17 protein-coding genes and 1 pseudogene are annotated in these 16,357 nt (G+C 71.5%); 6 read left to right on the forward strand and 12 right to left on the reverse strand.

Features of this window, described 5'->3' with window-relative positions; translation table 11 throughout:
* Positions 1 to 226: 226 nt before the first annotated feature.
* Positions 227 to 970, forward strand: a complete 744-nt coding sequence (locus tag ACMTAK_RS12520; RefSeq protein WP_413806282.1) for a MerR family transcriptional regulator — start codon at positions 227 to 229, stop codon at positions 968 to 970.
* 109 nt (positions 971 to 1,079) lie between these two features.
* On the opposite strand, the gene ACMTAK_RS12525 is transcribed toward ACMTAK_RS12520, so the two are convergent.
* A complete protein-coding gene (locus ACMTAK_RS12525) occupies positions 1,080 to 1,973 on the reverse strand; it encodes an alpha/beta hydrolase (protein WP_413806283.1) in 894 nt (297 codons plus the stop codon).
* A 99-nt stretch (positions 1,974 to 2,072) separates the two neighbouring features.
* Here ACMTAK_RS12525 and ACMTAK_RS12530 point away from each other — a divergent pair, with 99 nt between their 5' ends.
* Positions 2,073 to 3,011 (forward strand): LysR family transcriptional regulator, encoded by a 939-nt coding sequence (locus ACMTAK_RS12530; protein WP_413806284.1) that lies wholly within the window; start codon positions 2,073 to 2,075, stop codon positions 3,009 to 3,011.
* 229 nt (positions 3,012 to 3,240) lie between these two features.
* On the opposite strand, the gene ACMTAK_RS12535 is transcribed toward ACMTAK_RS12530, so the two are convergent.
* From ACMTAK_RS12535 to ACMTAK_RS12565, 7 genes are all read right to left on the reverse strand, one after another.
* Complete coding sequence (locus ACMTAK_RS12535) at positions 3,241 to 5,448, reverse strand: 3-hydroxyacyl-CoA dehydrogenase NAD-binding domain-containing protein (RefSeq protein WP_413806285.1); 2,208 nt, start codon at positions 5,446 to 5,448, stop codon at positions 3,241 to 3,243.
* A gap of 164 nt (positions 5,449 to 5,612) precedes the next feature.
* On the reverse strand, positions 5,613 to 6,827 hold the full coding sequence (locus tag ACMTAK_RS12540) for an acetyl-CoA C-acetyltransferase (protein WP_413806286.1): 1,215 nt from the start codon (positions 6,825 to 6,827) through the stop codon (positions 5,613 to 5,615).
* A gap of 71 nt (positions 6,828 to 6,898) precedes the next feature.
* Complete coding sequence (locus ACMTAK_RS12545; protein ID WP_413806287.1) at positions 6,899 to 8,044, reverse strand: CaiB/BaiF CoA transferase family protein; 1,146 nt, start codon at positions 8,042 to 8,044, stop codon at positions 6,899 to 6,901.
* 175 nt (positions 8,045 to 8,219) lie between these two features.
* Positions 8,220 to 9,677 carry a sialate:H+ symport family MFS transporter gene (locus ACMTAK_RS12550; protein WP_413806288.1) on the reverse strand — a complete coding sequence of 486 codons (1,458 nt, stop codon included), beginning with the start codon at positions 9,675 to 9,677 and terminating at the stop codon, positions 8,220 to 8,222.
* The gene (locus ACMTAK_RS12555; protein WP_413806289.1) at positions 9,674 to 10,612 is read right to left on the reverse strand and encodes a dihydrodipicolinate synthase family protein; all 939 of its coding nucleotides are present in this window, start codon (positions 10,610 to 10,612) and stop codon (positions 9,674 to 9,676) included. The genes ACMTAK_RS12550 and ACMTAK_RS12555 overlap by 4 nt, the downstream gene beginning before the upstream one ends.
* Before the next feature lie 88 nt (positions 10,613 to 10,700).
* Positions 10,701 to 11,000: a hypothetical protein gene (locus ACMTAK_RS12560; RefSeq protein WP_413806290.1), complete on the reverse strand. Its 300-nt coding sequence runs from the start codon at positions 10,998 to 11,000 to the stop codon at positions 10,701 to 10,703.
* Between the two features lie 5 nt (positions 11,001 to 11,005).
* Positions 11,006 to 11,566 carry a TetR/AcrR family transcriptional regulator gene (locus ACMTAK_RS12565; protein ID WP_413806291.1) on the reverse strand — a complete coding sequence of 187 codons (561 nt, stop codon included), beginning with the start codon at positions 11,564 to 11,566 and terminating at the stop codon, positions 11,006 to 11,008.
* Positions 11,567 to 11,661: 95 nt separating this feature from the next.
* On the opposite strand from ACMTAK_RS12565, the gene ACMTAK_RS12570 reads away from it, so the two are divergent.
* The 3 genes and pseudogenes from ACMTAK_RS12570 (at position 11,662) to ACMTAK_RS12580 (ending at position 13,727) form a co-directional block, all read left to right on the forward strand.
* Positions 11,662 to 12,837: an MFS transporter gene (locus ACMTAK_RS12570; RefSeq protein ID WP_413806292.1), complete on the forward strand. Its 1,176-nt coding sequence runs from the start codon at positions 11,662 to 11,664 to the stop codon at positions 12,835 to 12,837.
* Between the two features lie 127 nt (positions 12,838 to 12,964).
* Positions 12,965 to 13,102 (forward strand): annotated as a pseudogene (locus ACMTAK_RS12575) (IS5/IS1182 family transposase); the annotation flags it as partial.
* Positions 13,103 to 13,235: 133 nt separating this feature from the next.
* Positions 13,236 to 13,727: a DUF1203 domain-containing protein gene (locus ACMTAK_RS12580; protein WP_413806293.1), complete on the forward strand. Its 492-nt coding sequence runs from the start codon at positions 13,236 to 13,238 to the stop codon at positions 13,725 to 13,727.
* A gap of 120 nt (positions 13,728 to 13,847) precedes the next feature.
* On the opposite strand, the gene ACMTAK_RS12585 is transcribed toward ACMTAK_RS12580, so the two are convergent.
* The gene (locus ACMTAK_RS12585) at positions 13,848 to 14,570 is read right to left on the reverse strand and encodes an endonuclease V (RefSeq protein ID WP_413812868.1); all 723 of its coding nucleotides are present in this window, start codon (positions 14,568 to 14,570) and stop codon (positions 13,848 to 13,850) included.
* A 30-nt stretch (positions 14,571 to 14,600) separates the two neighbouring features.
* On the opposite strand from ACMTAK_RS12585, the gene ACMTAK_RS12590 reads away from it, so the two are divergent.
* Positions 14,601 to 14,897 (forward strand): YciI family protein, encoded by a 297-nt coding sequence (locus tag ACMTAK_RS12590; RefSeq protein ID WP_413806294.1) that lies wholly within the window; start codon positions 14,601 to 14,603, stop codon positions 14,895 to 14,897.
* Between the two features lie 15 nt (positions 14,898 to 14,912).
* Here ACMTAK_RS12590 and ACMTAK_RS12595 read toward each other — a convergent pair whose 3' ends face one another.
* The 3 genes from ACMTAK_RS12595 to ACMTAK_RS12605 are packed head-to-tail and all read right to left on the reverse strand — an operon-like array spanning position 14,913 to position 16,142.
* Positions 14,913 to 15,110 carry a DUF397 domain-containing protein gene (locus tag ACMTAK_RS12595; protein WP_413806295.1) on the reverse strand — a complete coding sequence of 66 codons (198 nt, stop codon included), beginning with the start codon at positions 15,108 to 15,110 and terminating at the stop codon, positions 14,913 to 14,915.
* 4 nt (positions 15,111 to 15,114) lie between these two features.
* Complete coding sequence (locus ACMTAK_RS12600) at positions 15,115 to 15,315, reverse strand: DUF397 domain-containing protein (protein WP_413806296.1); 201 nt, start codon at positions 15,313 to 15,315, stop codon at positions 15,115 to 15,117.
* On the reverse strand, positions 15,294 to 16,142 hold the full coding sequence (locus ACMTAK_RS12605) for a helix-turn-helix domain-containing protein (RefSeq protein ID WP_413806297.1): 849 nt from the start codon (positions 16,140 to 16,142) through the stop codon (positions 15,294 to 15,296). The genes ACMTAK_RS12600 and ACMTAK_RS12605 overlap by 22 nt, the downstream gene beginning before the upstream one ends.
* Positions 16,143 to 16,357: the final 215 nt, after the last annotated feature.

A 16,357-nucleotide genomic window follows, 5' to 3' on the forward strand; every position in this document is an offset into this window, starting at 1 on the left:
CCGAGCTCAATCCGACCCCACCTCACAGATTCGGAAGGAAACCAACACAGCTGAACGGCGTCGCACGCTATTCATCGGTAAAGAGAGCGTCAACAGGTCCTACCGATCCGGGTGTTCCCCGCGTGGCGGTGGGAGGTTTCACAGCGATGATGCGACAGCAATACTGATGAACCCGATCGGGCAGCAGCACAGCGGAGCAGGACGACGCGGAAGCGAGGCACGACCGATGACCACCCCCGGCACCGAGGAACCCACCCTCACCGTCGACGAGCTGGCGGCCCGCGCCGGGGTGACCGTGCGCACCGTGCGCTTCTACAGCACCCGCGGGCTGCTGCCACCGCCCGCGATCGGCCCGCGCCGGGTCGGCCACTACGGCGCCGAGCACCTCTCCCGGCTCGCGTTGATCGAACAATTGCAGCGCCACGGCATGACCCTGTCCGCCATCGAGCGCTATCTGAGCCAGTTGCCACCCGATCTGAGCGAGAACGATCTGGCGATCCATCGCGCCCTGGTCGCTTCCTGGGGCCCGGACGCCCCCGAGGAGGCGACCCGCGAGCAGTTGGACCGGCGGGCCGGGCGGGAGCTCACCGAGGAGGACATCGACCGGCTGGCCGCACTGGACGCGCTGGAGCGCACCGACGACCCGGATCGGTTCCGGATCGACCCCAGGGCACTCCATCTGGGGCTGCGGCTGCTGGAGGTGCCGATCGAACTGGAGACGATACGCACGGCCCACGCGGTCGTCCTGGAGCACACCCGCTCCGCGGCGCGGGAGCTCAGCCGGCTGTTCCGGGACGAGGTGTGGGGGCCCGAGCGCGATCACGAGTCCGGGAGCGGACCCGAGCGGACGCAGGCGAAGAAGTCGCTGTCGGCCCATATGCAGCCGCTGGTGGTGGAGGCGCTGGTGATCGCGTTCCAGCGGTCGATGAAGCAGGAGCTGCGGGCCTGGTACGGGCAGGACGCGGACTGAGCGGGCCCGGGGCGGCCCGGCGCCCGCCCCGGGGAAACCGGCTGGTCAGCGGCCCGTGGGGCACTGGGCAGCGGCCGCCGGTGAGTGGTTGCCGGCCGCCGGTGGGTCGTCAGCGGCCGCCGGTGAGCGTGGCGGCGAGTTCCTCGGGGCGGGCGGCGAAAGGCGAGTGGCTGCCCGGCAGCGGCCGCACGGTGAAGGGCTGGTCCGGCATGGCCGCGTCGGCCTCCGCGATCATCAGATCCTGCATCGCGGGGGTGCACGCCCAGTCCTCGGCGCACCGGATGAACGTACGCGGTATCCGGCCCCACCGCTCGCGGGTCAGGGTGATCGGGGTGGTCGGCACCGCGAGGGGCAGATCCGGGCTCAGGGCCTGGTACCAGCGGGCGAAGGACTCGGCGGGAACGTCGTCGTAGAAGGCCAGCCGCAGCTCCTCCACATACGCCGGATCGGCGGAGCGCGGATTGATCCGGAACGCGCCGATGGCCTCCGGGTCGCCCAGCATCAGCCCCTGCCCCCGCGCGGTCGCCGTCTGCTCGGGGGACGTCAGATAGTCGGCGAAACGCGGGCGCCCGGCGGGGACGAAGGACGACAGATGGATCAGCTCGTCGACGAGCTCGGGCGCCCGCTCCGCCGCCAGGGACGCGGGGGCGCCACCGGCGCTGTGCGAGACCAGGGCGACCTTCGGATACCGGCGGACCGACCGCAGCGCGGTGACGACGGCCTCCGCGCACTCCTCAAGGGTCACCCCGGCCAGCGCCGACTTCTCGGTCGCCAGGTCCGGCTGCCCGGGGAGGAGGAGGCCCGAGGGCAGCGGTGCCTCGAAGCCGTGCCCCGGCAGATCGACCGCGAGGCTCGCCGCGCCGAGCCGGGCCAGCGCGCGCTGGGTGGACGCCCACTGCCAGGAGGCGTGCCAGGCGCCGTGGACCAGCACGAACACGGTGCCGGACGGAACCGGGCCGGGGCGGGAATCGGTGAGAGGGGTTCTGGGGCTCGTGGCACTCATGGACACAGTCCACCGGCACGGCCAGGCGTTATCCACCCTCATATCTGACAACTCCGCCGCCGATATCTTCTGGATATCGACTCGGCTATCCTCGGTCCGATGGAGTCACGTCATCTGCGCTACGCCCTGGCACTGGCCGAGCATCAGCACTTCGGACGCGCGGCGGCCGCCCTCGGAATCGCCCAGCCCCCGCTGTCCCAGCAGATCGCCGCGCTGGAGCGGGAGCTGGGCGCGCGGCTCTTCGACCGTACGGCCCGCGGGGTGTTCCCGACGGCCGCGGGCGAGGCGTTCCTGGCCAGGGCGCGCCGGGCGCTGGCCGAGATGTCGGCCGCCGTGTCGGACGCGGGCCGGGCCGCCCGGGGCGAGACGGGGCGGCTGCGGCTCGGCTTCATCGGCTCGGCGCTGCTGGAGCTTCTGCCGTCCGTCCTGGGTACGTTCATCCGCGACCGCCCCGAGGTGCGGCTGGGGCTTCAGGAGATGTCCACCCGCCGGTCCACGGCGGCGCTGCTCGCGGGCGAGCTCGACCTCGCCATCGGGCGCGGTGCGCCCCGGGGCGCCGGTGCCGAGGATCTGGTGTCGGTCACGGTCGGCCGGGACCATCTGGTGGCGGTCGTCGGGGCCGCCCATCCCTTCGCCGGGCAGGCCAAGGTGAGCCTCGAACAGCTCAAGGGGCAGCATCTGATCGTCGCGCCCGCGGAGGAGGAGCCGACGGTCGCCGCCTGGCTGGCCGGGCTGCTGGGCGAGGGCGCCGACGTGCCCGAGCGGGCCGGTGGGGTCACGGAGGCATGGGACGCGCACACCATCATCGGGCTGGCCTCGTGCGGGGTCGGGGTGGGGCTCGGCCCGGCGTGTCTGCGGGTGGCGGCGCGGCCGGGCGTCCGGGTGTGCGAGGTGAGTCCGCGGGTGGAACTGCCGGAGCTGGTGATGTCGTTCCGCGCCCAGGACCGCTCCCCCGTGCTGGCGGCCTTCCTGGACATCACCCGGGATCGGTGTCCGGGCGTGGCCGAGCGGCTCGAACGCCGTCTCGGCGCCCGCTGACGGGCCGGGTGGCTCGAACGCCGTCTGGACGCCCGCTGACGGGCCGGGTGGACCGGCCCGTCAGCGGCACGGGGGAAGCGCTGGGTGAGGCCGTACGAGCGGCTACGGGGTGTCCGGCGGGTCTTGGCGCCTGCGGCGGGCTGTTCCCCTCCCCGCCCCCTTCCCTCAACTGGGGCTCTGCCCCAGACCCCGGGTCTGGGGGCGGAGCCCCTGCCACGCGGCGGACCCCCTAGTCCGTGAAGCGCTCCCCTCGCTCCGCCTTCTCCAGCAGCAGCGCGGGCGGGGCGAACCGCTCCCCGTACGCCGCCTCCAGCTGCCGGGCACGGGCCACGAAACCGGCGACGCCGCCCTCGTATCCGTTGATGTACTGAAGCACCCCGCCCGTCCAGCCGGGGAAGCCGATACCGAGGATGGAACCGATGTTGGCGTCGGCGACGGAGGTCAGCACGCCCTCCTCCAGCAGCCGCACCGTGTCGATGGCCTCGCAGAAGAGCATCCGCTCCTTCATGTCCTCGAAGGGGATGCGGGTGCCCTCGCGCACAGCGTCTCCGGACCCGCCCGGTGCGAAGTGCTCGCGCAGCCGCGGCCACAGCCCGGCGCGCTTGCCGGTCGTCGCGTCGTAGTCGTAGAAGCCCGCGCCGCCGCTGCGGCCGGGGCGCCCGAACTCCTCCACCATGCGGTCGATGACCGCGTCGGCCGGATGCGGCCGCCACTCGCCGCCCGCCTCCTCGGTCGCCCGGCGCGTCTCCTCGCGGATCTTGCGCGGCAGGGTGAGCGTCAGCTCGTCCATCAGGGAGAGCACCTTGGCCGGGTATCCGGCCTGGGCGGCGGCCTGCTCCACGGAGGCCGGGTCGATGCCCTCCCCCACCATCGCCACGCCCTCGTTGAGGAAGTGGCCGATGACGCGGGAGGTGAAGAAGCCGCGGGAGTCATTGACCACGATGGGGGTCTTGCTGATCTGCCGCACCAGATCGAAGGCGCGGGCCAGCGCCTTGTCGCCGGTGCGCTCGCCCTTGATGATCTCGACCAGCGGCATCTTGTCGACGGGCGAGAAGAAGTGCAGCCCGATGAAGTCTTCGGCGCGCTGCACCCCCTCCGCGAGCAGGGTGATGGGGAGGGTGGAGGTGTTCGAGCAGAGCAAAGCATCCGGGGCGACGACGCCCTCGATCTCCTGGAACACCTTGTGCTTGAGCGCCGGGTCCTCGAAGACCGCCTCGATGACCGCGTCACAGCCCTCGAGGTCGCGCGGATCGGCGGTCGGGGTGATCCGGGCCAGCAGCTGGTCCCGCTTGGCCTCGGTGGTCCGGCCCTTGGCGAGCGCCTTGGCCAGCAGCCCCTCGGAGTACGCCTTGCCCTTGGCGGCGGCCTCCGCGGACACGTCCTTGAGGACGACCTCGATGCCCGCCTTGGCACACACGAACGCGATGCCCGCGCCCATCATCCCGGCGCCCAGCACCGCGACCTTGCGGACCTGGCTGGGCTCGATCCCCTGCGGCCGGTTGGCACCGGAGTTGACCGCCTGCAGTTCGAAGAAGAACGCCTGAATCATGTTCTTGGCGGTCTGGCCGACGACCAGCTCGGTGAAGTACCGGGCCTCGATGGTCTGCGCGGTCTCGAAGTCCACCTGGGACCCCTCGACGGCGGCGGCCAGGATATTGCGCTGCGCGGGGTAGGGGGCGCCGTTCAGCTGCTTCCGCAGATTGGCGGGGAAGGCGGGCAGATTGACGGCGAACTTCGGCTGCGCCGGGGTGCCGCCCGGAATCCGGTAGTCCTTGTCGTCCCAGGGCTGGGCCGACTCGGGGTGGGCGGCGATGAAGGCGCGCGCCCGGGCCAGCAGCTCCTCGCGGGAGGCCACGACGTCATGCACCAGCCCCGCCTCCTGGGCGCGCGGCGGGCTGTATCGCGTGCCCTGGAGCAGCCACTTGAGCAGTGCGTCGGTGACGCCGAGCAGCCGTACGGTACGGGCGACACCCCCACTGCCCGGGAGCAGGCCCAGGGTGACCTCGGGGAAGCCGATGCGGGCCCCGGGGACGTCGAGGGCGATGCGGTGGTGACAGGCGAGCGCGATCTCCAGCCCGCCGCCGAGCGCCGCGCCGTTGATCGCGGCCACCACGGGCTTGCCGAGGGTCTCGATCCGGCGCAGCGCGCGCTTGATGCGGAGGTTCTTCTCGTAGACCTCCTGGGCCTGGTCGGGCCCGACCTGGATGAGGTCGTTGAGGTCGCCACCGGCGAAGAAGGTCTTCTTGGCGGAGGTGACGATGATGCCGCGGATGGCGTCCCGCTCGGCCTCGACGCGGTCGGCGATCGCGTCGAGGGAGTCGATGAACTCCGCGTTCATGGTGTTGGCGGACTGGCCGGGATCGTCGAGCACCAGGGTGACGACGCCTGCGTCGTCCTGCTCCCAGCGGATGGTCGAGGCGGTGGTGGGGTGGGTCATCTGAGGTCTCCAGGGCGAAGGGGCGCGGGGCGGGAAGGAAGGGGGAACGGCGTCTTGAGAACCGCTCGACCGGGGTCGTGAGAGCCACTCGGCTGTGGCGCCGCGCGGCTCCCGGGCCGCGCGACTCCGGGGCTGCGCGGCTCCGGAGCCGGTCCAGGGCCGCTCTAGAGTCGCTCGACCACCGTCGCGATGCCCATCCCGCCTCCCACGCACAGCGTCACCAGCCCGAACCGTCCGCCGCGCCGTTCCAGCTCGTCGATCACCGTGCCGAGGATCATCGCGCCGGTGGCGCCCAGCGGATGGCCCATCGCGATCGCGCCGCCGTTGACGTTGACCTTGTCCAGGCTCAGCCCCATGTCGTCCACGAAGCGCAGCACCACCGCCGCGAACGCCTCGTTGATCTCGACCAGATCGATGTCGTCGATGGTCAGCCCGGCCTTGCCGAGCGCCTTACGGGTGGCGGGAGCCGGGCCGGTGAGCATGATGGTGGGGTCGGCACCGGAGACGGCGGCGGAGACGATCCGGGCGCGCGGCGTCAGCCCGAAACGCTCACCGACCTCGCGGCTGCCGATGGCCACCAGGGCGGCGCCGTCCACCATGCCCGAGGAGTTGCCCGCGTGGTGGACATGGTCGATCGCCTCGACCCAGTGGTACCTCTGGAGCGCCACCGCGTCGAAGCCGCCCGCCTCGCCGATGGCGGCGAACGACGGCTTCAGTCCGGCCAGGGCCTCGGGGGTGGTGCCGGGGCGGATGTGCTCGTCCCTGTCGAGGACGGTCAGCCCGCTGCGGTCGCGGACCGGGACCACGGAGCGGTCGAAATGCCCCTCCTTCCAGGCGCGGGCGGCCCGTTCCTGGGAGAGCGCGGCGTAGCTGTCCACGTCATGGCGGCTGTAGCCGCCGATGGTGGCGATGAGGTCGGCCCCGATGCCCTGCGGTACGAAACCGGTCTCGTAGTTGGTCATCGGGTCCGCGAACCAGGCCCCGCCGTCGGAGCCCATCTTCACGCGGGACATCGACTCGACCCCGCCCGCGAGCACCAGGTCCTCCCAGCCGGAACGGACCTTGGCCGCCGCCAGGTTGACGGCCTCCAGGCCCGAGGCACAGAAGCGGTTCTCCTGGACGCCCGCGACGGTGTCCGGGAGCCCGGCCGCGATGGCCGCGATCTTGGCGATGTCGGAGCCCTGGTCGCCCAGGGGGCTGACGACGCCGAGGACCACGTCGTCGATCGCCGCCGGATCGAGCCCGGGGAACCGCCGCCGCAGCTCATGGATGAGGCCGACCACCAGGTCGACGGGCTTGGTGCCGTGCAGGGCACCGTCGGCCTTCCCGCGCCCGCGCGGGGTGCGGATGGCGTCGTACACATACGCTTCGGTGCTCACGTCAGCGGCCTTTCAGGGGAGGGTTGGCGCGGGGACGGCTCGTGGTCCGGCGGGAAGCGGAGACATGGGGCTCATGACGGGTTTCCCTCGATGAGCGAGGTGACTCCCCAGTCGCGGGCCACCTCGTCGGCGTCCGCCCCGGGCCGGGCGGGCGCGCGGCGCACCGCGCCCGGGGTGGCGGAGAAGCGCGGGGCGGGCGCGGGCTGGGTGATCCCGCCGTGGTCGAGGAAGGTGGAGCGGGCCGCGAGCTGCGGATGGGACGGGGCCTCCCGCAGCGACAGGACGGGGGCGACGCAGGCGTCCGAGGCGCCGAAGACGGCGGTCCACTCCTCGCGGGTGCGCTCCTTGAAGCGGTCGGCGATGGCGGCGCGCAGCGCGGCCCAGCTGTCGAAGTCATCGCGGGCCGGGGCCTTGTCGGCGATCCCCAGCAGCTCGATGAACTCCGTGTAGAACTTGCGCTCCAGGGGCCCGACCGCCATATAGCCGCCGTCGGCGGTCTCATAGGTGCCGTAGAAGGGGCAGCCGCCGTCGAGGAGGTTGGTGCCGCGCTGGTCCCGCCAGCCGCCGGCGGCCATCATGCCGTGGGTGACGGCGGTCAGATGGGCGGTGCCGTCGACGATCGCGGCGTCCACGACCTGGCCGGGGCCGCCCGCGCGGGCGTGGTGCAGGGCGGCGAGGAGGCCGATGACGAGGTAGAGCGAGCCTCCCGCGTAGTCCCCCAGGAGGTTGACGGGGGCGACGGGCGGGCCGTCGGCGGCGCCGATCATGCTGAGGGCGCCGGTGACGGCGATATAGCCGATGTCATGGCCGGCGGTCCGGGCGAGCGGGCCCTCCTGCCCCCAGCCGGTCATCCGGCCGTAGACCAGCTTGGGGTTACGGGCCAGGCAGTCGTCCGGGCCGAGGCCCAGCTTCTCGGCGACCCCCGGGCGGTAGCCCTCGATGAGGATGTCGGCGCGCTCGACGAGGTCGAGCACGACGGCCGTGCCCCCGTCGGCCTTGAGGTCGATCAGCACCGAGCGCTTGTTGCGGTTGGCGAGGTCGTAGTCCGGGTCGATCCGCAGGCCCCCGGCGCCTCCGGGGCGGTCGACGCGCACGACATCGGCTCCCAGGTCGGCGAGGACCATGGCGGCGAACGGGCCCGGCCCGATCCCGGCCAGCTCCACCACTCGCACCCCGGCCAGCGGGCCGCTCGCCGCCCCTTCCTCCGCCACCGTCATACCGTCCCCCAATCGTGTGACACCACCGCTGTAACACCGCCGATGCTAAGAACGCGTCCCGCATTCCACAAGCCCTCTCCTGGGTCTGTGGATAACCAAACCCCATGACCGTAAAGGGCGTTCGGCCGTGCGGGCGCGCGGCGGACCGGGTGTGGCGCCGATCGGGCTTTTCGGATCAGGTCTTCTTCAGGTCGGGCCCCGCCATCGACAGCCGCTGTCCGGACACGAGATGGTCCTCATCGCCCTCCGGATCGGTCAGCCGGCCCAGCCGACGCGGCACATCGGCGCCGACCAGCACGATCACCACCAGCGTCAGCCCGAAGGTGAGCACCGCCAGCGCCCGACCGAGGGACATGCCCTCGGCCAGATGGGCGCCGAGCACCGGCGCCACCGCGCCGCCGAGCGCCCCGGTGTTGTAGACGAAGCCGAGCGAGGCCGCCCGGCTCCCGGTCGGGAAGTGGCCCGCGATGTACTTCGGCAGGATGCCGGAGATCCCCTGGCTCAGCGCGAGCAGGAAGAACAGCAGCACCCCGAGCCCGACCAGCGAGTCCCGCACCGCGAACACCGGGAAGACGAAGGCCAGCGAGGCGAGCAGGGTCACGGCGTAGGCGCGCCGGGTGCCGAGCCAGTCGCCCACGAAGCCCGCCAGCCAGCAGCCGGCCATGGTTCCGAACCCGGCGTAGAACATCACATCGGTGACCTCGGAAGGCGAGTACTCGAGCTGCTCCTTCAGATAGGTGGGCAGCAGCGCCTGGATCGGCCAGCTGTAGAGGAACGCGCAAAAGACCGTGCACATCAGGGACACGTACAGCGGCCAGCGGCGCCGTCCGCCGAGCTGGGCCGCGAAGGCGAACAGGCACCCCGCCGCCAGGATCGACAGCGGCCAGCGCCAGCCCGCGCCCGCCGGGGTGAAGACCAGGAACAGCGCGACGCTCGCGGCCACGGCCAGCGCCGTGTTGACGCTCGCCCGGGTGCGTCCGGTGAACAGCGGCCGGAAGGGGTTCGGCCGCGCCCGCGCCGCCGCCACCTCCTCGTGCCAGTCCCCGGCCTCCGGGAGCGCGCGCCGCACCCACAGGGCGACCAGTACCGGCAGCACACCGATCCAGAACATCCAGCGCCAGCCCCAGTGGGGCACCACCCACTTGTAGAGCTCGGAGGCGATGATGGTGCCGCCCGAGTAGCCCGAGATGAGGAAGCCGGAGGCGCGGTTGCGCAGCCGGGCGGGCCAGCTCTCCAGGACGTAGGTGGCGCTTGCGCTGTACTCACCAGCCATGCCCATGCCAATCACCAGGCGGGCCGTGAACAGACTGATGTAGTTCCAGGCGAACCCGCAGGCGAAGGTGCCCAGCGAGTAGAGCAGAATGCTGATGATCATGGCGGCCTTGCGCCCGTAGCGGTCGCCCAGCGCGCCCAGCACCGCCCCGCCGAGCCAGCGGGTGATGAAGGCACCCGACACCAGGCTCGCCGCCGACGCCGTGCTCAGGTCGAACTCGTCGGCTATCTCGGTCAGGACGAGCGTGATCAGCACGAAGTCGAAACCGTCGAGCAGATAGCCGATCCAGGCGGCGAACAGGGACTTCCACTGACCGGGTGAGACCTCTCGGTACCAGGGCACCTTGGCGGCTTCGGTCACGACAACAGCCCTCCCTCCTCCAGGAGTTGACGTACGGTCTTGACGGCCGCCTCGCCCAGCGGCACCTGGGGCGCGGCGGTGTCCGCGCACTCGATCACGCCCAGCAGCCGCAGCGCGGCCTTGAAGCCGCCCAGGCCCGAGGAACTGCCGCCCATGAGGGCGGGATCCCCGGCGCCGGTGATGGCGAAGAGCGCGGCCAGCCGGTCCTGTTCGGCGGCCGCCTGCTCCCAGCGCCCCGCGCGCGCGTGCTCGTACAGCCGGACGAACCCGGCCGGATCGACGTTGGCCAGCCCCGGGACGACGCCATGGGCGCCCGCCAGCAGGGCGCCGTCCACCGACAGTTCGGAGCCGGTGAGCACGGTGAACGTGTCGGCGAGGCCGCGCCGGCGGACCTCGACCAGCAGCCGCCGCAGCGCCCCGTCGTCCCCGCTGCTGTCCTTGACCCCGGCCAGTGTGGCGTCGGCGGCCAGCGGCAGCAGGATCGAGGGCGTCAGCTTGGAGTGGACGGAGGCCGGGATGTCATACGCGAACAGCGGCCTGTCCACACCGTCGCGCAGCCGCCGGAAGTGGTCGGCGATCTCCAGGGGGTGGGTGCGGGTGTAGAAGGGCGCGGTCGCCACGATGCCGTCCGCGCCGAGCTCCGCCGCCGTACGGGCGTGATCCAGCACTCGCGCGGTCGTCATGTCGATCGTCCCCGCGAGCACGGGAACCCGGCCGTCGGCGGCCTCGATGACCGCCGTAAGGGCCGCACGGCGGCTGCGGTCGCTCAGATAGGCGGCCTCTCCGCTGGAGCCGAGCGCGAACAGCGCGCTCACCCCCGCGTCGATCAGCCGCCCGGCGAGCGCGACGAGGGAACGCGTGTCGACCTCGCCCGTGGGCGTGAGCGGAGTGCACAGCGGCGGAACGACACCGGTAAGGGGAGCCGGAAGACTCATCGACACCCAGCCTTCTGGATAGCAGGACAATATGGACGTGGGACGTCCTATGTTCGGAGCCCGAATCTGACGGAGCGCCATCGCCCTGTCAAGGCCTCGGAGTCCTAGCCCAGCCGTCGCCGGCGGGGTCGAGGACCTGCCGGGTGAGGCGGTCCATCAGATCGGTGCCGCCGCCGGGCCCGGTGAGGTCCACCCGGGTCGGCCGGCGCGGGGCGATGATGTCCGGGCCGGCCGGTACGTCGGTCTCCTCTGCGTCGGCGAGCGCGCGGTAGACAGAGGCGACGGAGGGGTGCTGTCCGGCGCTCTTCCCTGTCTTGATCGTCAGCTTCTTGGCGATCTCGGGGACGGGCACGCCCTTGTCCTTGAGCGCGCGGGCGAACAGCAGCATGTCGCCTAGGCCATCGCGAGCACGTCGTGGACCAGTTGGCCCGCGTACTCCCGGTCGACGGACAGGCCGAAGACCACGTGGTGATACATCGGTGCAATCACGTGATCGAGGACCTGCTGCTCGGTCGGCGCCCGCTCCCCGCGCGCCCTTGCCCGATCCAGCATCACCTTGGCCTGCGTGCGGCGCTGCTCCCAGCACGGGCAGGTGAGCACCTCGTCCCGGGCGGACGTCATGGCGCGCAGGTAACGGGTCCGGCGCGGTTGGGTGATGTCGTCGACCACGATCCGAGCCCACGCCGACAGGTCACCGCGCAGTGACCCGGTATCCGGCAGTTCGTCGCCGTCCTTGGTGAGCGCGGCGACAGCGACCTCCTCCAGCAGCGTGTCCAGGTCGCCCCAGCGGCGATAGATGCTGGTCGGGTTGACGCCTGCCCGGTTGGCCACCAGCGGGATGGTGATGCGGTCCGCCTTGCCCTCGCCCATGAGCTGGCCGACGGCGGTGTAGACGGCGTCCCGGACCTTCGCGCTGCGCCCGCCCGGCCGCCGGGCTGGTGTGGTGGTCGACATACGACCATTATTGCAGAAGTCTTTGTTTTAAGCCTTGCCCCGTGTACCGTCAACTAAAGCAATGATCTTCGCTTTAATTGATCGTGGGGTACTCCATGCTGACCGCTCCGGCCACCCGGCGCATATCGTCCGGGCCGGCCACCGTCCTGCCCGCGGCGACCATGCTGACGTTCCTCGCCGCGTCCAGCGCGCCGACCCCCCTCTACCGCGTCTACCAGGCGCGTTGGGCGTTCTCCTCGGGCATGCTGACAGTGATCTTCGGCGTCTACGCGGTGTGCCTGTTGCTCGCGCTGCTGACCGTCGGGTCGCTGTCCGACCACGTGGGACGCCGCCCGGTGATCCTCGGCGCCCTCGCGCTCGACGCGGTTGCCATGCTGGTGTTCAGCACCGCGGACGGCGTTCCGCTGCTGATCGCGGCGCGCATGGTGCAGGGCATCGCGACCGGCGCGGCAACCGGTGCGCTGGCCGCCGCGATCCTGGATGCGGAGCGACCACACGGGCCGATCGTGAACAGCGTTGCCCCGATAGCGGGTCTCGCCGTCGGCGGACTTGGTTCCGCGGCGCTCGTCCAGTTCCTGCCGTGGCCGCGCCAGACCGTGTACCTGGTGCTGCTCGTGGTGTTCGCGGTCGAGGCGATCGGCACGATCGTGGTGACCGAGACCTCGCCGATGATGCCCGGCGCACGGCAGGCGATCCGGCCGAATGTCGGCATCCCGGCCGCGGCGCGGTCCGCGTTCGCCGCCATCGCGCTGCTGGACATCGCGGCGTGGGCGTTGGGCGGCTTCTACCTCTCGCTCGGCCCGAGCCTGATCCGTGTGGTCACCGGCTCAAACTCGATCCTGCTCGGCGGGTTGCTGGTGTTCACGCTGGCCGCGGCGGGTGCGGCGACGATCTGGCTGCTGCGCACGGTCGCGGCCAGCCGGGTGATGCGCTTCGGCGCCGCCGCGCTGGCGATCGGGATCGCGGTAACCATCGCGGCCACCCAGACCGGGTCCCAGGCGCTGCTGTTCGCGGGCACACTGATCGCCGGGACCGGCTTCGGTGCGAGCTTTCAGGGCGTTACCCGCACCGTCTTCCCGCTCGCACCGGCCGCCGAACGCGGCAAGCTCGTCGCCGCGTTCTACGTGCTCAGCTACCTCGCGTTCTCCATCCCGGCCGTCGCGGCGGGCGTCATCGCGACCAGCGTCAGCCTGCTGACCACCGCGACCGGCTACGGCGTCGTGCTGATCGCGCTCGCGGTCACGGCGCTGATTCCCCGGCGGCCGCGGTGATGAAGGCGAGTGCCTGCGGCCAGGACACCGCGCGCGCGGGCGTTCACCTCGATGCCCCGCCGGGCGGCCGCGCCGAAACCGTGCTGCGCGCCGGGACGGACATGCTGGCCAAGGTGGACGTTACTTCGGCACCGTGCGGGTGCCCCTCCGCGGCCAGTGGGACCGCCTCTCGGCAGGTCAACGCGCGGTCAATGCCGCGCACGCCCGCATCCGGGCGCTCGGCGAGCAGGCCATGGCGACCTTGAAGACCTGGCGATTGCTTCGCTTCGGAACTCCGCTGCGGCACTTTGCGGCTGGTGTCCGAGCCAGGACGCCGGGGCCGTCAAGTACATTCCCGGCTCAGCGCCTCGTCCGAATCCCGCCAGCGCGCCGCGAGCCCACCGGCCAGGCTTGACCGCATGGACGAGAACTATGAAACGCGGGCCATCCCGCCCGAGGTGCTGAAGCAGCTGCGGATCACCGATGACGCGGGCGACCCTCCGCGCGTGGTGGTGGAGGACGAGGAGGGCGGCAACCCGATGCGCTGCTGTCTGGGCCGGAGCCGGCCGCACGAGACCATCGCGCTCGTCTCCTACGCCCCGCTGCGCCGCTGGGCGCTGGAGACGGGTGCCACGCCCGGCCCGTACAACGAGGTCGGCCCGGTCTTCATCCACCCCGAGGAGTGCGACGGCTGGACCGGCCCCGGCATCGCGGACGGCATCCGGGGCCGGCGGCGGGTGCTGCGGGCGTACTCCGCCGAGGGCGACATCCTCGGCGGGCGGCTGCTGAACGACGGCGAGCCGACGATCGAGGAGGGGCTGGCCGAGCTGTACGGGGACCCACGGGTGGCGGCGGTGCATGTGCGGGCCGTCGAGTTCGGCTGCTTCCTGGCCGAGACGCGGCGGGTCTGAGGCATCCGGCACCCCGGGTGCGGGGTGGCGCCGGGGGGTACAGGGGTTCGCCCGGCGCCGCGCTCGGAGTCCCGCGGGCACAGCCGCCACGTTCGGAGTGTCGGGCTCACCACACCGCGTTCAGAGCGTGGCGGCCTTCAGGGCCCGGCGGCACAGCGCGTCCGCGCGCCGTGTCGTCTCGGGCTGCCGGAAGTCGCGGGCCAGATGCAGGGTGTACGCGCAGGCGTCCGCGATGGTCACCCGATGGCCGACGGAGACGAAGAGCGGTTTCACACCGTCGCGGGTGCGCAGCGCCCGGCCGACCTCCTCGTCCCCGTCGAGCAGCGGCGACCAGTCGCCGCGGCGCGGCCCCGGGTCGGCGTGACGGAAGCCGAAGGGATTCTTGGCGACGCCGATGGTGGGCAGCCCGGTGAGCACCCCGAGATGGCTGGCCAGCCCGAACCGCCGGGGGTGGGCGAGGCCGTAGCCGTCGCACACCACCAGGTCGGGGCGGCAGCCGAGCCGCCGGTCGAGGTCGCCGAGCGCGTCGAGGACGGCCGGGATCTCACGGAACGCCAGCAGCCCGGGGACGTACGGGAAGGTGACCCGGCCCACCGCGGTCGCCTCCGCGACGACGTCGAGGCTACGGCCGTCCAGGGCGACGGCGGCGGCCGCGACCAGGTCGTGCTCGTCGTCGTACGCCACGTCCACTCCGACGACCGCGCCGGTGCCGGTGCCCGGCTCGGGCACCTCCCCGCCGACGACCACGGACGCCCGCGTCCGCTCCTGGACGGCGATGGCCTCGGCCTCGGTCGTGGGCCAGTCGCGGGGCAGCTCATATCGTGGATCGACGGCGCTGGTCATCGTGCGGTTCACGTTACTAGTCTGCCCGTTATGTTCGTACTGGAGATCACGTACACCGCCTCGGCGGACCGCGTCGAGGCCGCCCTCCCCGAGCACCTCGGCTGGGTGGACGACCACTTCGCGAACGGCGTCTTCCTCGCCTCCGGGCCCAAGAAGCCCCGTGACGGCGGGGTCATCCTGGCGCTCGGCGACGACCGGGCGAAGATCGAGGAGATACTGGCGAGCGATCCCTTCGTGGTCGCGGGTGTCGGCGAGTACACCATCACCGAGTTCCTGGCCACCCGTACGGCCCCGGCCCTCGCCGAACACCGCCAGCAGCGGCCGTAAGGAGCCCGTTTCGGCTTACGCCTTGAGGGAGGCTATGAACGCGGCCCACGATCCGGCGGGGAACATGAGGGCGGGGCCGTCGGGGTTCTTGGAGTCACGGACGGGGACGAGGCCCGGGAGGTTGTCGGCGATCTCGACGCAATTGCCACCGTCGTTATTGCTGTAGCTGCTCTTACGCCAGGCCGCGGTGCTCAGGTCCGGGGTGGTTGGCATGAGTTCAGTCCACCTTGAGGCTTGCTATGAACGCGGCCCACGATCCGGCAGCGAATATGAGCGCGGGGCCATCAGGGTTTTTGGAATCGCGGACAGGGATGACACCGGGGAGGTTGTCCGCGACCTCCACGCAGTTGCCGCCGTCGGGATTGCTGTAACTGCTCTTGCGCCACGTGGCAACACTCAGGCCCGGGGTGGTTGGCATGGGCTCCAGTCCTTCATCACGGCTCGGATCATCGCCTCGGAGTCGCGGGGCGAGAGGGCCATTGCCCTGAGCAGATCGTAGTTCTCCCTGCGGCGCGCAACAGTCTCCTGGTCCTCGATGATCGTCCCGGACTGGCTACTCTCGTCATACGCCACCAACGTCCCATGGGGGACCGTGAAGAGGGTCAGAGAACCCCCGGTCTCCGCGTGCTCACCAGCCGTGAAAGGCAGCACCTGGAGGGTGACGTGCGGCTGTGTCCCGCGCTCGATCAGGGAGGCCAGCTGATGGCGCATCACCTGAGGACCGCCTACAGGACGGCGCAGTACCGCCTCCTCGAGGATGAACCAACAGCGCGGCGGCTTGAGGCGGTCCAGCAACGCCTGTCGGTCGATGCGGGCTTTCACCATGGCCTCGATCTCCGCGTCAGGAGCGTGCGGGCGACCGCACCGCAGCCAGCACTCTGCCGTGTCCCGAGTCTGAAGCAAGCCCGGCATGGTGGCGCCCACATACTGCTCGATGATGGCCGCTCGGCTCTCCAACTCGATCATTCGCCGGTACTTGCCCGGAAACGGCTCGTTCTTCGCGAGCGCGTACAGCCTCGCGAACATCCCATCCGTACCGAAGCACGCGTCCAGCTTCGCCGGTAGGTCGTCGTACGGCAGCGACTCCGCCGCCTCGATCCGCGCGAGGTGGGACTTGCTGTAGTTCAGCACCTCGGACAGCCGCCGCAGCGACATGTCCGCCTTCTCGCGATGGCGGCGGATCTCCGCGCCGAACAGGTCGCGTGCGGAGCGGTCGGGGAAGAGTTCGCGCGGCTGGAACGTCATGGGTCCATCCCTCCTGGTCCCGCTGTCCGGCTAGGACCGCTGGCTTGTTTTGAGCTTACGCTCCGGAGGGCAACGGGCTTGACACGTTCCGTAATTGAGCCCCGGCGACCGCACGCGCTACGGGGTGTCCGGCGGACGGCGCGGCGGAGCCGCATGTCGGCATTTTCCCCTCCCCGCCCCTTCCCGTAGCACCAATATGGGGCCGCATATCCATG

Origin of the sequence: Streptomyces lacaronensis (assembly GCF_047337785.1) — a bacterium.
In the GTDB taxonomy this organism is placed as follows: domain Bacteria; phylum Actinomycetota; class Actinomycetes; order Streptomycetales; family Streptomycetaceae; genus Streptomyces; species Streptomyces lycopersici.

Coding starts and splice junctions, on each gene's coding strand:
- ACMTAK_RS12520 (WP_413806282.1), top strand. CDS start 227: ATGACCACCCCCGGCACCGAGGAACCCACCCTCACCGTCGACGAGCTG.
- ACMTAK_RS12525 (WP_413806283.1), bottom strand. CDS start 1,973: ATGAGTGCCACGAGCCCCAGAACCCCTCTCACCGATTCCCGCCCCGGC.
- ACMTAK_RS12530 (WP_413806284.1), top strand. CDS start 2,073: ATGGAGTCACGTCATCTGCGCTACGCCCTGGCACTGGCCGAGCATCAG.
- ACMTAK_RS12535 (WP_413806285.1), bottom strand. CDS start 5,448: ATGACCCACCCCACCACCGCCTCGACCATCCGCTGGGAGCAGGACGAC.
- ACMTAK_RS12545 (WP_413806287.1), bottom strand. CDS start 8,044: ATGACGGTGGCGGAGGAAGGGGCGGCGAGCGGCCCGCTGGCCGGGGTG.
- ACMTAK_RS12555 (WP_413806289.1), bottom strand. CDS start 10,612: ATGAGTCTTCCGGCTCCCCTTACCGGTGTCGTTCCGCCGCTGTGCACT.
- ACMTAK_RS12560 (WP_413806290.1), bottom strand. CDS start 11,000: ATGCTGCTGTTCGCCCGCGCGCTCAAGGACAAGGGCGTGCCCGTCCCC.
- ACMTAK_RS12565 (WP_413806291.1), bottom strand. CDS start 11,566: ATGTCGACCACCACACCAGCCCGGCGGCCGGGCGGGCGCAGCGCGAAG.
- ACMTAK_RS12570 (WP_413806292.1), top strand. CDS start 11,662: ATGCTGACCGCTCCGGCCACCCGGCGCATATCGTCCGGGCCGGCCACC.
- ACMTAK_RS12580 (WP_413806293.1), top strand. CDS start 13,236: ATGGACGAGAACTATGAAACGCGGGCCATCCCGCCCGAGGTGCTGAAG.
- ACMTAK_RS12585 (WP_413812868.1), bottom strand. CDS start 14,570: ATGACCAGCGCCGTCGATCCACGATATGAGCTGCCCCGCGACTGGCCC.
- ACMTAK_RS12590 (WP_413806294.1), top strand. CDS start 14,601: ATGTTCGTACTGGAGATCACGTACACCGCCTCGGCGGACCGCGTCGAG.
- ACMTAK_RS12595 (WP_413806295.1), bottom strand. CDS start 15,110: ATGCCAACCACCCCGGACCTGAGCACCGCGGCCTGGCGTAAGAGCAGC.
- ACMTAK_RS12600 (WP_413806296.1), bottom strand. CDS start 15,315: ATGCCAACCACCCCGGGCCTGAGTGTTGCCACGTGGCGCAAGAGCAGT.
- ACMTAK_RS12605 (WP_413806297.1), bottom strand. CDS start 16,142: ATGACGTTCCAGCCGCGCGAACTCTTCCCCGACCGCTCCGCACGCGAC.